This is a genomic window from Pedobacter sp. Hv1, from assembly GCF_001412215.1.
GTDB lineage: Bacteria > Bacteroidota > Bacteroidia > Sphingobacteriales > Sphingobacteriaceae > Pedobacter.
The window spans coordinates 417,232-430,328 of the sequence record NZ_LLWP01000005.1; the positions used below are offsets into that span (position 1 = coordinate 417,232).

Annotated in this window: 17 protein-coding genes; 13 read left to right on the top strand and 4 right to left on the bottom strand. The window is 37.8% G+C overall.

What is annotated here, in order from left to right; genetic code table 11:
- The first annotated feature begins 1 nt into the window (after position 1).
- The 6 genes from AQF98_RS13370 to AQF98_RS13395 all read left to right on the top strand — a co-directional run bounded on the left by AQF98_RS13370 (position 2) and on the right by AQF98_RS13395 (position 3,823).
- The gene (locus AQF98_RS13370; RefSeq protein WP_055132447.1) at positions 2 to 385 is read left to right on the top strand and encodes a TraR/DksA C4-type zinc finger protein; all 384 of its coding nucleotides are present in this window, start codon (positions 2 to 4) and stop codon (positions 383 to 385) included.
- Positions 385 to 987 carry a lipoprotein signal peptidase gene (locus AQF98_RS13375; RefSeq protein WP_055132448.1) on the top strand — a complete coding sequence of 201 codons (603 nt, stop codon included), beginning with the start codon at positions 385 to 387 and terminating at the stop codon, positions 985 to 987. Before AQF98_RS13370 ends, AQF98_RS13375 begins: the two co-directional genes overlap by 1 nt.
- A gap of 103 nt (positions 988 to 1,090) precedes the next feature.
- A complete protein-coding gene (locus AQF98_RS13380; protein ID WP_055132449.1) occupies positions 1,091 to 1,786 on the top strand; it encodes a DUF1080 domain-containing protein in 696 nt (231 codons plus the stop codon).
- A 16-nt stretch (positions 1,787 to 1,802) separates the two neighbouring features.
- Positions 1,803 to 2,336 carry a GNAT family N-acetyltransferase gene (locus tag AQF98_RS13385; RefSeq protein ID WP_055132450.1) on the top strand — a complete coding sequence of 178 codons (534 nt, stop codon included), beginning with the start codon at positions 1,803 to 1,805 and terminating at the stop codon, positions 2,334 to 2,336.
- A gap of 287 nt (positions 2,337 to 2,623) precedes the next feature.
- Positions 2,624 to 3,331, top strand: a complete 708-nt coding sequence (locus tag AQF98_RS13390; RefSeq protein WP_055132451.1) for an SIMPL domain-containing protein — start codon at positions 2,624 to 2,626, stop codon at positions 3,329 to 3,331.
- A gap of 180 nt (positions 3,332 to 3,511) precedes the next feature.
- The gene (locus AQF98_RS13395; RefSeq protein ID WP_055132452.1) at positions 3,512 to 3,823 is read left to right on the top strand and encodes a hypothetical protein; all 312 of its coding nucleotides are present in this window, start codon (positions 3,512 to 3,514) and stop codon (positions 3,821 to 3,823) included.
- A 75-nt stretch (positions 3,824 to 3,898) separates the two neighbouring features.
- On the opposite strand, the gene serS is transcribed toward AQF98_RS13395, so the two are convergent.
- The gene (serS, locus tag AQF98_RS13400) at positions 3,899 to 5,170 is read right to left on the bottom strand and encodes a serine--tRNA ligase (RefSeq protein ID WP_055132453.1); all 1,272 of its coding nucleotides are present in this window, start codon (positions 5,168 to 5,170) and stop codon (positions 3,899 to 3,901) included.
- A gap of 101 nt (positions 5,171 to 5,271) precedes the next feature.
- Here serS and rsmI point away from each other — a divergent pair, with 101 nt between their 5' ends.
- The 6 genes from rsmI to lspA all read left to right on the top strand — a co-directional run bounded on the left by rsmI (position 5,272) and on the right by lspA (position 9,745).
- A complete protein-coding gene (rsmI, locus tag AQF98_RS13405; protein WP_055132454.1) occupies positions 5,272 to 6,006 on the top strand; it encodes a 16S rRNA (cytidine(1402)-2'-O)-methyltransferase in 735 nt (244 codons plus the stop codon).
- Positions 5,999 to 6,634, top strand: a complete 636-nt coding sequence (locus AQF98_RS13410) for a PH domain-containing protein (RefSeq protein ID WP_055132455.1) — start codon at positions 5,999 to 6,001, stop codon at positions 6,632 to 6,634. Before rsmI ends, AQF98_RS13410 begins: the two co-directional genes overlap by 8 nt.
- A 143-nt stretch (positions 6,635 to 6,777) precedes the next feature.
- A complete protein-coding gene (locus tag AQF98_RS13415) occupies positions 6,778 to 7,071 on the top strand; it encodes a GIY-YIG nuclease family protein (protein ID WP_055132456.1) in 294 nt (97 codons plus the stop codon).
- A gap of 44 nt (positions 7,072 to 7,115) precedes the next feature.
- Positions 7,116 to 8,726, top strand: a complete 1,611-nt coding sequence (lnt, locus tag AQF98_RS13420) for an apolipoprotein N-acyltransferase (RefSeq protein ID WP_055132457.1) — start codon at positions 7,116 to 7,118, stop codon at positions 8,724 to 8,726.
- Complete coding sequence (locus tag AQF98_RS13425; protein WP_152969713.1) at positions 8,711 to 9,220, top strand: hypothetical protein; 510 nt, start codon at positions 8,711 to 8,713, stop codon at positions 9,218 to 9,220. Before lnt ends, AQF98_RS13425 begins: the two co-directional genes overlap by 16 nt.
- Before the next feature lie 6 nt (positions 9,221 to 9,226).
- Positions 9,227 to 9,745 carry a signal peptidase II gene (lspA, locus tag AQF98_RS13430; protein ID WP_055132459.1) on the top strand — a complete coding sequence of 173 codons (519 nt, stop codon included), beginning with the start codon at positions 9,227 to 9,229 and terminating at the stop codon, positions 9,743 to 9,745.
- On the opposite strand, the gene AQF98_RS13435 is transcribed toward lspA, so the two are convergent.
- Complete coding sequence (locus AQF98_RS13435; protein WP_055132460.1) at positions 9,742 to 10,323, bottom strand: DUF4136 domain-containing protein; 582 nt, start codon at positions 10,321 to 10,323, stop codon at positions 9,742 to 9,744. The two genes, lspA and AQF98_RS13435, sit on opposite strands and share 4 nt — an antisense overlap.
- Before the next feature lie 90 nt (positions 10,324 to 10,413).
- Between AQF98_RS13435 and AQF98_RS13440 the strand changes: the two genes are divergently transcribed.
- Positions 10,414 to 10,785: a VOC family protein gene (locus AQF98_RS13440; RefSeq protein ID WP_200911881.1), complete on the top strand. Its 372-nt coding sequence runs from the start codon at positions 10,414 to 10,416 to the stop codon at positions 10,783 to 10,785.
- Positions 10,786 to 10,826: 41 nt separating this feature from the next.
- Here the strand turns inward: AQF98_RS13440 and AQF98_RS13445 are convergent, their stop codons facing one another.
- Both AQF98_RS13445 and AQF98_RS13450 read right to left on the bottom strand, forming a co-directional pair.
- Positions 10,827 to 11,294 carry a DUF6252 family protein gene (locus AQF98_RS13445; RefSeq protein ID WP_055132462.1) on the bottom strand — a complete coding sequence of 156 codons (468 nt, stop codon included), beginning with the start codon at positions 11,292 to 11,294 and terminating at the stop codon, positions 10,827 to 10,829.
- 100 nt (positions 11,295 to 11,394) lie between these two features.
- On the bottom strand, positions 11,395 to 13,035 hold the full coding sequence (locus AQF98_RS13450) for an NAD+ synthase (RefSeq protein WP_055132463.1): 1,641 nt from the start codon (positions 13,033 to 13,035) through the stop codon (positions 11,395 to 11,397).
- Between the last annotated feature and the right edge of the window lie 62 nt (positions 13,036 to 13,097).

The window sequence follows — 13,097 nt, forward strand, 5'->3', positions numbered from 1 at the left end:
TATGGAAAAAACTGAGAAAACCCGCTATTCAGATAGCGAACTACAAGAGTTTAAAGAGCTGATCCAGGATAAATTGAGAAGCTCTAGAGAAGAACTTCTTTCCTTAACTTCTTCACTAAGCAATCCTAATTCTAATGGTACAGAAGATACTTCTGGTGCCTATAAAACTTTAGAAGATGGTTCTGCTACCTTAGAAAAAGAACAAATTAACCAATTGGCTGCCCGTCAGAAAAAATTCATCGACAACTTAGAGGCTGCTTTGGTTCGTATTGAAAATAAAACCTACGGTATTTGCAGAGAAACTGGAAAACTGATCCAAAAAGAGCGTTTGCGAGCGGTACCGCATGCTACGTTAAGTATGGAAGCTAAATTGAAACAAGGTTAATGAAAGGATATACTAAACCCTTACTACTTATATTTTTAGTATTGTTGGCAGATCAGGTTTTAAAAATCTGGATCAAGACCAATATGTTCCTTGGCCAAGAGTTTAAGATCTTGGGCGATTGGTTCATTATCCATTTTACAGAAAACAACGGAATGGCCTTTGGCCTAGAGTTTGGTGGCGAATTTGGCAAACTGGCTTTGTCTCTATTTAGGGTAATTGCAGTGGCTGGTATAGGTTATGGTCTACATTACATGATCAAACGTAAATACCACCGTGGCCTGATCTTAAATGTTGCTTTGATTTTTTCTGGTGCTTTAGGTAACATTATCGACTCTGTTTTTTATGGTGTCATCTTTAAATACGAAACCTTATTTCATGGTCGTGTGGTAGATATGCTTTACTTCCCGATTTTAAAAGGAGTATTCCCATCGTGGTTGCCAATTTGGGGTGGAGAACAATTTGAGTTTTTCCGTCCGGTGTTTAACATCGCAGATACTGCCATTTCTGTTGGGGTAATTATGATCTTGATCTTCCAAAAAAGATATTTTAAAGAAGAAGTAAAAGACGAAGTAGGCATCAACAACGAAACCGTAGAAGATTAAGCCTTATTTAATCGATAAAATATAAGCCATCCCGAATATTCAGGATGGCTTTTTTAGTTTAAGATGATTATATTTGAGATAGACCTAAATTAAACCTATCCAAATGAAAAAAATTACACTATTTGCAATTGCACTCCTCTTCTCTTTATGTTTTATTAAGCCGTTAATGGCACAACAAAAAAGTTTGTTTGATGGTAAATCTTTAAAAGGCTGGCATGCTGATGTACCTGATATGGACAAAAATGCCAATGCCCCAAACCCTTTTATAGTACGTAATGGCCTATTGGTAAGCTTAGGCGATCCGAGAGGACACCTCATTACCGATGCTGTTTATCAGAATTACCGTTTAGAAGTTGAATATAGATTTGCTGGTAAACCGGGCAACTGTGGTGTGCTGGTTCATGCTTCTACACCTAGGGCATTGTATGGCATGTTCCCTAAATCGCTAGAAGTACAAATGCAACACCAGGATGCTGGCGATTTCTGGTGCATTGAAGAAGACATTACTGTACCAGATATGGAAGCTAGACGAGGCCCAAAAGCCAACTGGGGTGTAAATGGCAATAAACTACGGAGAATAAAAAACTTAACTGATGGTTCAGAAAAACCATTGGGCGAATGGAATACCATGGTGATTGAATGTTTAAACAAAACGGTCAAAGTTTGGGTAAATGGTGTTATGGTAAACGAAGGTTACGATTGTACAGTTGATAAAGGACAAATTGCTTTACAGGCAGAAGGCTCGGAAGTAGAATTTAAAAAACTGCTGCTCAAACCGATAAAAAAACTAAGCAAATAAGCATTCATCCCGATCTATGAATTTCAATTTACAGCCGACACTCCAAAACAGTTTGATTCAAATTGTTCCGTTAAAACAGGAAGATTTTGAAACCTTATATGCCGTTGCATCCGATCCTTTAATCTGGGAACAGCACCCTAATAAAAATCGTTACCAAAGAATAATATTTGAAAATTTCTTTGAAGGAGCCCTCAGTTCTGGAGGAGCTTTTCTGGTATATGATAACGAAACAGGGAAAGTAATTGGCAGCTCTAGATATTACGAACTTGACGAAGTGAACCATAGCATTGCGGTAGGTTATACCTTTATTAGTCGCGATTGTTGGGGCAAAGGACATAACAAAGCTTTAAAACAGCTGATGTTCGATTATGCCTTTCAGCATATAGATAAAATCATTTTACACATTGGGGCTACCAATTTTCGTTCGCAAAAGGCCATCGAAAAATTAGGCGCCAAAAAAGTAGGCGAAATGGAGGTGGCCTATTATGGCGAACCTACAAAGCTCAATTTTGTTTATCAGGTAAATAAAAAAGATTGGGAAGCACAGTGAGGAGTACACCTGCAAAGTTTACCCGCACAAACCCAAGTAAATAGCCGGGATTGGAGCGACATCCTTTTGGGCGAAGCAAAAAAGATACAGCGAAAAGCCCGACCACCTTTAACCTAATGCAAGGACATTGCGCTTCAAAAAAGATAGATTTCAATAATTTATTTTAAAATTTAATTAGCTGACAGTCTGAAATTTACAACAAAATCTAAATAAAAATTAAGTTTTGGCTGTGGAATTGTGGCCCCGTTGACATCTCATTTATAAACACACACAAAATTATACACAACATGAAAAAATTATTTGCCCTTGCCTTTGTTGCCTTATTTAGTATGAGTGCCATGGCGCAACAAGTAGACTTAAGAAAGAAAATTAGTGTAAGCGGATCTGCAGAAGCAGAGGTTACACCAGATATCATCTACCTTTCTATCTCTTTAAAAGAATATCTAAAAGATAACAACAGCAAAAAAAGAGTAGACATTACCGAACTTGAAAATCAATTGTACAATGCAGTTTTAAAAGCTGGTATAGCAAAAGAAAACCTGATGGTTAACAACATCTCTAGCTACAACTATGCTATAGAGAAAAAGAAAAACCCAGATTTCTTGGTGAGCAAACAATACCAATTAAAAGTGACCGACTTGAACAAATGGAACGAAATTATTGGTGCTGTAGATCCTAAAGGTGTAGCTTATACCAATATCGACAGCTATGATTATTCTAAGATCGAAACACTAAAAAAAGAGTTAAAAATTAAAGCTTTACAAGCTGCCAAAGCAAAAGCAACTTACATGGTTGAGGCTTTAGGCGATAAATTAGGAAGCGTAATTGACATTCAAGAAGTGAACAATGAAGCTTATCCACAGCCAATGTACAGAGCAAATGTAATGATGATGAAATCTGCCGACATGGCTGGAGCTGCAGAATCTGCGCCTGAGTTAGACTTTAAAAAGATCAAATTGAACTATGTAGTAAATACAGTGTTCGAGATCAAATAGTAGCTACTGGAATAGACCATTTTAAAAAAATTGATCAAAACAAAAAGCCCCACCATATATAGGTAAAGCAACATTTGATCAACACGATTAAATATTTATTCAAATAAATGAAACCTACCAAATCAATATTGGTAGGTTTTGTGTTTATAGGTATAGTATTCACCATAAACGATAAAAGTTATGAAAAAATTTATTTACGCCTTAGTCCTGGTTTTCACATTAGGAATCAGCACCAATACAGTATCAGCAGCAGAGGATAAAAAACCGAAAACTGAAATGACTGCTGAGCAAAAAGTTCAATTCGAAAGAATAGTGAACAGGGTTGAGGAAATTCGTAAGATGGACAAATCCAACTTAACCAGAGCAGAAAAAAGAGCTTTGCGAAAAGAACTAAAAGAAATGAAAGAACAAGCTCGTGTACTTCAAAAAGGCGTTTACCTTTCTGTTGGTGCCATTATCATCATCATTTTATTATTGATTATTATCTTTTAAAAAGCAAAATATACCTTCCTATAAAAACAAAAAGTCCCGACAGTATTGCCGGGACTTTTTTATGGAGTTGATAGGTTAATCGATCACATCAAATCCGGTATATTTTTGCAGTACTTCTGGAATTCTAATTCCATTTTCAGTTTGATAGTTTTCTAAAATTGAAGCTACAATACGTGGCAAAGCCAAAGCACTACCATTTAAAGTATGCACCAATTGAGTTTTGCCTTCTTTCCCTTTGAAACGGATTTTTGAACGGTTACTCTGAAAGGTTTCTACGTTAGATACAGAAGAAACTTCTAACCAACGTTCTTGAGAAGCACTCCAAGTTTCCATATCATAGGTCATGGCAGAACCAAAGCCCATATCGCCGCCACATAAGCGCAGTACACGATAGTGAAGACCTAGTTTTTGCAATAACCCTTGCACATAAGTACTCATGTCTTCCAATGTAGCATAAGAATGGTCTGGGTGGGTAACCTGAACCAATTCTACCTTATCAAATTGATGCAAACGGTTTAAGCCACGTACGTGTGAGCCATAAGAACCCGCTTCTCTACGGAAACATGGTGTATAAGCTGTATTTTTGATTGGCAGATCTTCTTCCTTTAAAATTACATCACGATAAAGGTTCGTTACCGGAACCTCAGCTGTTGGGATCAAATACAGATCATCAACTGTTGAATGGTACATCTGTCCTTCTTTATCAGGCAATTGACCGGTACCAAAACCAGAAGCTGCGTTAACCAAGTGTGGCACTTGCACTTCTTTGTAGCCAGCAGCAATAGCCTCATCTAAGAAAAAGTTAATCAATGCTCTTTGTAAACGGGCACCTTTTCCTTTATATACCGGAAAACCAGCACCTGTAATTTTAACACCCAGTTCAAAATCGATGATATCGTATTTTGCTGCCAATTCCCAGTGCGGTTTCGCATTAGCTGGCAATTGTGCAGGTTCGCCATGGGTTAAAACAATTTCATTCTCTTCTGGAGTAGTTCCCGGTTTAACCTGATGGTGTGGCAAATTAGGCAACTGTACCAATAAGTTAAACTGACTTTGCTCTAGTGCCGTCAATTGCTCAGAAAGATTTTTGATACTTTCTTTATGTGTAGCAGTTTGCGTTTTAATTGCTTCGGCCTCTTCTTTTTTACCATTGCGCATCAACTCTCCAATCTGTTTTGCGGCAGCATTGGCTTCAGCAGAAATACTATCCAACGAAGTTTGAGTTTGGCGACGTTCTTCATCAATGGAGATGATTTGGTCTACCAATTCGGGTTGTTTAAAATTGCGCACCTGTAGGCGCTCTAAAACTTTCTCTCTATTTTCGCGGATATAGTTAACTTGCAGCATTATTTTATTTTTTTACAAAGATAGCAAGAGTTTTCAGTTTTCAGTTGGCGGTTTTCATCTCAATGTCCAATCTTGATACTTGATACTTAATACTTGATACTATGGCAGGAAAACTATATCTCGTACCTACGCCTATTGGCAACTTAGAGGACATGACTTTTAGGGCAATCCGCATTTTAAAGGAAGCAGATGTGATTTTAGCCGAAGACACCCGTACCAGTGCCCCAATGCTCAAACATTTTGGCATCGATAAAAAGGCCTATTCACACCACCAGCACAACGAGCATAAAGCCACTACAGAGATCATTAAATTTTTAAAACAAGGACAAAATGTAGCCTTAATCTCTGATGCAGGTACGCCAGCTATTTCAGATCCCGGTTTCTTTTTGGTTAGAGAAGCCTTAAAAAACGAAATAGAAGTGAACTGTTTGCCCGGCGCCACAGCTTTTGTACCAGCCTTGGTTAATTCTGGCTTACCCAGTGATCAATTTGTATTTGAAGGGTTTTTACCCGTTAAGAAAGGCAGACAGACCCGTTTAAAATTGTTGGCTACCGAAGAAAGAACCATGATTTTTTACGAAAGTCCGCACCGTTTATTGAAGACCTTGGCAGAGTTTGCCGAATATCTGGGAGCAGAAAGACAAGCTTCCGTAAGTAGAGAATTGACCAAAATGTACGAAGAAACTGTTCGTGGCACTCTTATTGAAATAAAATCACATTTTGAAAACAATATATTAAAAGGAGAATTCGTAATTTGTGTAGCGGGAGCTGAAGAGCGCAAGGATAAAGAAGCGAAAACGAAAGACAAATACCATAAAAAAGAAGATAATGATTAGCATAGATAGATTTTTAAGCGACGAACAAGACCCAAAAGCAGTAGAGAAAGTAATAGGCAAACTCAACGATTTATTGACCTCTGGCGAGGAAATATTATACCTTGCTGTACAAAAAAAACCTGCCGTAAATCTTTTACCAGATAGCATAGCCATTAGCAATAAACGTATTTTTTATTGCGAGCCGGGCAATTTAGGGCTAACCATGAATTTCAAGGACATTTCTTGGAAAAACATTAAAGAAGTTTCTTTTAAAGAAGAGTTTTTCGGTTCGAAATTCATTTGCGTACCGCAGCATGGAGAAAACATTGTAACCGAATTCATTCCTAAAACACAGGCCAGAAAGTTACATCAGGCAGCCAATGAGCAGTTAGAACAGTACAAGGAAATGATGAGGCAACAACAGTTGGAAGAAAACAGAGCTTCTGCAGCTTCGGTTAATGTTCCTCCTATTCAAACCATTATCGATTTGCCGATAGAAGAAGCAGAAGTTATTCAGCCGCAGGTGATAGCAGAAGCAGAAGATGAAACAACTTTGAAATTAAAAAAGTTGAAAACTTTATACGATAAACAATTGATTACCAAAGAAGAGTACGAACGTAAAAAGGCTGATATTTTAGATAGTCTATAACAGTAATACGTCACCCTGAATTTATTTCAGGGTCTTTATAAATGATTTGCTTCTTTTTTAAAGAATCTTCAGTCTTGATCAATTTCAGAATCTACTCTAAACAGACCCTGAAATAAATTCAGGGTGACGACAAATAAATTAAAATGATACGTGGTGGCTGTGTATATATTTTAACTAATTTTACCCACACAGTATTATACATTGGTGTAACCTCAGACTTATATTTTAGAATTAAAGAGCATAGAGAAAAATTATACCCAAAGGCATTTACGGCGAAATATAATTGTAATAAATTAGTTTATTATGAGCAATTAAGCACAATTGAAGATGCCATTGCTAAAGAAAAACAATTAAAGAATTGGAGAAGGGCCTGGAAAATCAATCTCATTAATTCATTAAACCCAGCGTGGGAAGACCTATTTGATACATTAGAATAAAAAAGATGCTGAAATAAATTCAGCATGACGATTAAAAAAAGAGAATGTCTAAAAAAAATTATCTCTTAGCACTAAGTAGTGCTTTTTTAATGTGGTTGGCTTGGCCTCCACACATCTGGTTCGCTCCATTGTTATTAATTGGCTTAGTGCCTTTATTTATAGCCTTAAACAATATTAAAAACCAAGGCTTAAAAAAAACAGGCAAACATGTGTTCTTAACTGCTGGCCTTACTTTTTTGGTTTGGAATACGGCATCAATCTACTGGGTATACAACGCCATTAGCGCCTATAACGGACCAGTTGTATCTTTGCTAATTTCTTTAATCCCTTTTGGTTTAGGTGCTTTAATGATGACTTTTGCTTTTTGGCTGTACCATCAATTGCAGACTAAGGTAAATACCAAAATTGCTTACCTAGGGCTAATCTGTTTCTATATTTCGATGGAATACCTACACCAAAGTTGGGACCTGGCTTTTCCTTGGATGACTTTGGGCAATGGCTTTGCAGGCATGCACCAACTGGCCCAATGGTACGAATATACGGGTGTTTATGGTGGTTCAATCTGGATTTTGTTGAGCAATATCTTAGCTTTTGAGGCTTATCAAAGTTTCAAATCTAAAAACGGATTTGCCAAATATAGCGTTGCTTTAACTTGGCTTTTAGTATTGTTATTGCCAATAGGTTTTTCGTTAAAAACCTATTCGGGTTATACCGAAAAGAAATCGCCAGTTAATGTGGTTACTGTACAGCCAAATATCGATCCTTATAAAAAATTAGGTGCTATTCCGGTAGCCCAACAAGTGCAGATTCTTAGCCATCTTTCCGATTCGCTGGCACAGGTCAATACCGAATATTTCATTTGGCCAGAAACTGCTATTTCTAATTATGCGGATGAAGATCAGATCAGGGGCAATCCAGAGTTCTTACAGGTGCAACAATTTTTAAGCAAATACAAAAATGGCACCTTAATTACTGGAATTGAAAGTATCAAATATTACAACGATAAAAAGACCATTTCTGCAAAGGCAAATCCAAATGGTGGCTTTTACGACAATTTTAATGCAGCCATACAGGTAGAAAACTCTGCTGAGGTAGCATTTTACCATAAATCTAAATTGGTTCCTGGGGTAGAAAAAATGCCTTTCCCAAAAACCTTATCCTTTATTGCCCCTGTTTTCGAAAAATTAGGCGGCAGTGCATCTGGTTGGGGCTGGCAAGATCATCCTGATGTTTTTTACTCGCAAAATGGTGTAGGTGTTGCACCTGTAATCTGTTACGAATCGATTTGGGGCAGTTGGGTTGGCGAGGCTGTTAAAAATGGTGCCCAGTTTATTGCGGTAATTACAAACGATGGTTGGTGGGGCAATACCTCTGGTAAAGATCAACACTTTCTTTATGCTAAATTGAGAGCCATAGAAACCCGCCGTTGGGTAGTACGATCGGCCAATACAGGCATTTCTGGTTTCATTAACCAGAGAGGTGATGTGGTGAAACAATCTACTTGGTGGACAAGCACTGCATTAAAAGAAGACATCAATTTAAACGATTCGTTAACAGTTTACGTTAACAATGGAGATATCCTTGCTAAATTGGCCACTATTGTAGCTGTAATCTTAGCATGCATCATTCCTTATAGAAAATGGGTAAGAAAATAATATTAGTAATTACATTATTTGTTTGTCTGCATAGCACAAGTCAAGCACAGGTTTATATAGACAATATGTATAAACAGGCCAATGCAATGGCCCGCGCTGCTGTTAAAGGAGAATATGCAACCCTATTGCAATACACCCACCCTACTGTAGTTAAAAGCATGGGAGGAAGAGATAAAGCCTTAATCACTTTAAAGCAAGGTTTGGAAGCCATAAAATCAAGTAGTTTTGCAATCAAAAAAGTAGCCATTGGTAAGATGACGCAAAGCATTGTTTCTAAAGAAAACATCCAGTGTATTGTTCCACAAATTATGGACATCGAAGTATCAGGTGTAAATGCCCACTCCAACAATTATTTGTTTGGCATTTCTTACGATGGAGGCAAAAACTGGTATTTTATGGATACCGCAGCTGCTACACCCGAGAAGTTAAAACAGCTCTTTCCAGAGATCAATAAAAACCTAGTTATTCCAAAGTCTCAAACCACTTACAAATAGCTCAAAATGCCACAAAAAAAATCTATTCAGCTTTTATTGCTCGCCTTTATTTTGTTATTAAATGTTGGCTGCGACCAAGTGTCTAAATCTATTGTAAGGCAAAATATCAACTTGAATGAGAACATCAGTCTTCTCAAAAACCATATTACTTTAACCAAAGTAGAAAATACTGGCGCATTTTTAAGTACAGGTAGTAACTTGCCAGACTTTGTGCGTTTGGTTTTATTGAGCATTTTACCAGTTTTAGTACTGGGTTATGGCCTCTTTTATTTATTTACAAAGACCAATCTGCCCAGATGGTTTCAGATTGGTCTTTGTTTTTTAATAGGTGGAGGAATTGGCAACATTTACGACCGTATTAGATTTGGTTCTGTTACCGATTTCCTGCACATCGATTTTGTGATCTTTAGAACAGGTATCTTCAATTTGGCCGATGTTTCGATCATGATCGGTATTGCTATTTTGTCTATCCAATCTTTTAAAAGGAAAGTAATTAAACCAGCAATGATCGACGAAAACAATTAAGGCAATTTTTTAAAGATATTGGCAATCACGGTAGGAATATCATTGATTGCTTTTTGACCATCGTTTACCTCTCCTTCGGCCCAACCTCTCCAAATTAGTTTAGAGGTTTTACGTTCGATGATGTCTATCATAATACTACCTGCTTTTACCTGCATTTTTCTGGCTCTACTACCCACATATACCGGAAAAGGATCTGTATAGGCATAATAAAACCTAGCCCTACCCCTATAGTAACCAACTCTTGGGCTTAAGCGTGATGGTGGATTATAATACACCGGATCGCTCACTGTTTTGGTTTCTTTATTCACTACGGCAGTATACCTAATTAAAAGATCTGGTTTGTTGTTGTTGAGCTGAAATCCTCGTTTATCTAGCTCTGCATTGGTTGCCTCTACAATTCTATCTGTGGCAATGTCGTTATTGTAAATGGAAGTGGTTTTAGATTGCGACTCTGGAATCCAAGCGTAAGTTTGATAACGATTGGTAGTTACAGGTTTATTACTTACAGCGTAATAATCGTAAGTTGAACACGATGCTAAGCATACCACCATGCTCAATAAGATGAATATCTTTTTCATGGCAAAATTATTTATATACTAATTAAACAATTTTGAGCCGATGAGGTTTAATTTCAGCCGATTAGATTACTTTTAGATTATAAATTGAAAATGATGAACATTCCAAAAGAACACCAGACGGTAATGCCTTATTTAATGTTGGCTGATGCCAAAAAATTCATCGATTTTGTGCAACTTATTTTCGATGCTACAATAACCGCTAAACAGTTAACTGCAGATGGAAAAATTAGGCATTGCGAAGCAACCATTGGAGGCTGCACCCTTATGTTTACTGATGCCAATGAAGATTGGGCTGTAGCAACGGCCAATTTGTTTGTGTATGTTGCCAATGCAGACGAGACTTATGATAAGGCATTGGAAAATGGTGCAAGCAGTGTGATGGGACTCTCAGACCAATCTTATGGTAGAACCTGCGGCATTGAAGATCCTTGTGGCAATACCTGGTGGATCACTTCTCTATAAGATAAAAGGATGAGCATTACCCATCCTTTTATCCAATAAAGCTACAGTTTAGCTCTAAAATTACCTTCTGTAATGGTGATATTAACTCCTGCAGTAGTTTTTGCAGTAAAGTTAAAGGTGCCCTCAACGTATCCTCCTTCGTCTTTTGTAATCACCAAGGTACCAGAACCTTGACCTACCATGGTGTTGTATACTACCGGAGGAATGCTTGTGCTGGTATAAATAGCTTGTGTGGTATTGGTAGAAGTTACGCCCCCGCCAATTGGGTAGGTTTTTACCCCTGTGTAGCTCAACACATTGATATTGATCTGTGCCCCATTTCCGGTACCACCAATAGCCAATACACCACTAGTTTTTGTGGCTTGCACGGCCAAGCCTGCACTCCAATCTTTGCCATCTACCTTGGCAGACATGCTACCTTCAGTAACTTTGGCGTCATCGCCCTTTTTACAAGATGTTATTGTAAACAAGATCAGACAGCCAACCAATAAGTTCTTTAAATTTTTCATCGCTATGATTAGGTTTAATTATTTACACAAAAAAACCTAATCGTTGCCTGCAAGGCAATACCGAATTCTACTGATTATTGATACCCACTATTGGGTATGCTTAAGCCATATACTTTCCAACAATTGGCATTCTTCTGCCAATTCCGAATGCTTTTGGCGAAACCCTTAAAATTGGTGGGGTTTGGTAGCGCTTAAATTCGGCCATGTTTACCATTTTAAGTATCCGTTGCACCAAGGCAGCGTCAAATCCTTCAGCAATAATAGCTTTAGAGCCTTTTTTCAATTCGATATGCTGAAACAAGATCTGATCTAAAATACCATAATCGGGAAGCGAATCTGAATCTTTTTGATCTGGTCTCAACTCTGCCGATGGTGGTTTAACAATGGTATTTTCGGGGATCACTTCTCCGTCCTTATTAATGTGTCTAGCCAATTGAAAGATCTGTGTTTTGTACACATCGCCAATTACGCCAAGAGCGCCGCACATATCGCCATACAATGTACCATAACCTACGGCACATTCACTTTTGTTTGAAGTATTTAATAAGATATAGCCAAATTTATTGGACATGGCCATTAGTACAATGCCTCTACAGCGGGCTTGGATATTCTCTTCTGTTAAATTAAAGGGCAAATTGGCAAATGGTTTGGCCAACATGCCATCAAAGGCATTTGCAGCATCCTTAATCTCAATAATTTCGTGCTTGCAGCCAATGTTGTTAACCAGATCTAGGGCATCTTTAATAGAATGATCTGTTGAATATTTAGAAGGCATTAAAACCGCCATTACATTTTCTGGTCCTAAGGCCCTACATGCCAACGCACAAACAATAGCCGAATCTATTCCACCAGATAAACCTAAAACAGCTTTGGTAAAGCCCGATTTTCTAAAGTAGTCTTTAATGCCCATGATCAATGCATCGTGGATCTGAACAATATCACTATCTCGTTCTACTGCTGGATATTTGTTCTTTACATTTTGAATTTCATCCAGGTCAAATACCTGAAGATCTTCTTCAAAGTATTTCATTTCTGCCTTTACCTCGCCAGCCTCATCAAAAACCAAAGAGCCTCCATCAAACATGATTTCGGTTTGTGCCCCAACCTGGTTTACATAGAACAGGGGCAATTGGTATTTTTTGGCATTGGTTGCTAAGATCTGGATACGATCTTCATCATGGCGGTAATTGAACGGCGATGCCGCAATATTGATCATCAAATCTGGCGATTCTTTAATCAGCGTATCCATCGGGCAAGACACATATAAAGGATCATCATCAATGTTCCACAGGTCTTCGCAAATGGTTAAGGCAATTTTTCTCCCTTTAAATGGAATACAGGCAAACTGGTTATTGGGTTCAAAGTAGCGGTACTCATCAAAAACATCGTAGGTAGGTAACAATGCTTTTTTGGTAATGACTTTCACTTTTGCATCTTCAATAAAATAAGCGGCATTGTACAAGTCTTTTCCTTCCAAAACTTCATTTTTAATGGGCAGACCCAAAATACAGGCAATGCCAACGCAATGTTGAGCTATGGTTTGGGCTGCTTCATTGCAAAGTGTAATAAACTCCTGAAATTCTAGAAAATCGTTCGGAGAATAACCACAAATAGCCAGCTCTGAAAAAACCACCAGATCGGCCCCTTTATCTTTTGCCAAATTGATGTGTGCAATAATATGTGCTGTATTTTGTTCGAAATTACCAATGTGATAATTGAGTTGCGCTAAAGCTATCTTCATTCGTCTCTTATTTATTTTTAATAGTAGTCCAGTTTACAATTTGCAGCTTGCAGTTTGCAGTT

What these genes read in the sequence shown, in the direction of transcription:
- AQF98_RS13370 (WP_055132447.1), top strand. Translation starts at nt 2, where the DNA reads ATGGAAAAAACTGAGAAAACCCGCTATTCAGATAGCGAACTACAAGAG.
- AQF98_RS13375 (WP_055132448.1), top strand. Translation starts at nt 385, where the DNA reads ATGAAAGGATATACTAAACCCTTACTACTTATATTTTTAGTATTGTTG.
- AQF98_RS13380 (WP_055132449.1), top strand. Translation starts at nt 1,091, where the DNA reads ATGAAAAAAATTACACTATTTGCAATTGCACTCCTCTTCTCTTTATGT.
- AQF98_RS13385 (WP_055132450.1), top strand. Translation starts at nt 1,803, where the DNA reads ATGAATTTCAATTTACAGCCGACACTCCAAAACAGTTTGATTCAAATT.
- AQF98_RS13390 (WP_055132451.1), top strand. Translation starts at nt 2,624, where the DNA reads ATGAAAAAATTATTTGCCCTTGCCTTTGTTGCCTTATTTAGTATGAGT.
- AQF98_RS13395 (WP_055132452.1), top strand. Translation starts at nt 3,512, where the DNA reads ATGAAAAAATTTATTTACGCCTTAGTCCTGGTTTTCACATTAGGAATC.
- serS (WP_055132453.1), bottom strand. Translation starts at nt 5,170, where the DNA reads ATGCTGCAAGTTAACTATATCCGCGAAAATAGAGAGAAAGTTTTAGAG.
- rsmI (WP_055132454.1), top strand. Translation starts at nt 5,272, where the DNA reads ATGGCAGGAAAACTATATCTCGTACCTACGCCTATTGGCAACTTAGAG.
- AQF98_RS13410 (WP_055132455.1), top strand. Translation starts at nt 5,999, where the DNA reads ATGATTAGCATAGATAGATTTTTAAGCGACGAACAAGACCCAAAAGCA.
- AQF98_RS13415 (WP_055132456.1), top strand. Translation starts at nt 6,778, where the DNA reads ATGATACGTGGTGGCTGTGTATATATTTTAACTAATTTTACCCACACA.
- lnt (WP_055132457.1), top strand. Translation starts at nt 7,116, where the DNA reads ATGTCTAAAAAAAATTATCTCTTAGCACTAAGTAGTGCTTTTTTAATG.
- AQF98_RS13425 (WP_152969713.1), top strand. Translation starts at nt 8,711, where the DNA reads ATGGGTAAGAAAATAATATTAGTAATTACATTATTTGTTTGTCTGCAT.
- lspA (WP_055132459.1), top strand. Translation starts at nt 9,227, where the DNA reads ATGCCACAAAAAAAATCTATTCAGCTTTTATTGCTCGCCTTTATTTTG.
- AQF98_RS13435 (WP_055132460.1), bottom strand. Translation starts at nt 10,323, where the DNA reads ATGAAAAAGATATTCATCTTATTGAGCATGGTGGTATGCTTAGCATCG.
- AQF98_RS13440 (WP_200911881.1), top strand. Translation starts at nt 10,414, where the DNA reads ATGATGAACATTCCAAAAGAACACCAGACGGTAATGCCTTATTTAATG.
- AQF98_RS13445 (WP_055132462.1), bottom strand. Translation starts at nt 11,294, where the DNA reads ATGAAAAATTTAAAGAACTTATTGGTTGGCTGTCTGATCTTGTTTACA.
- AQF98_RS13450 (WP_055132463.1), bottom strand. Translation starts at nt 13,035, where the DNA reads ATGAAGATAGCTTTAGCGCAACTCAATTATCACATTGGTAATTTCGAA.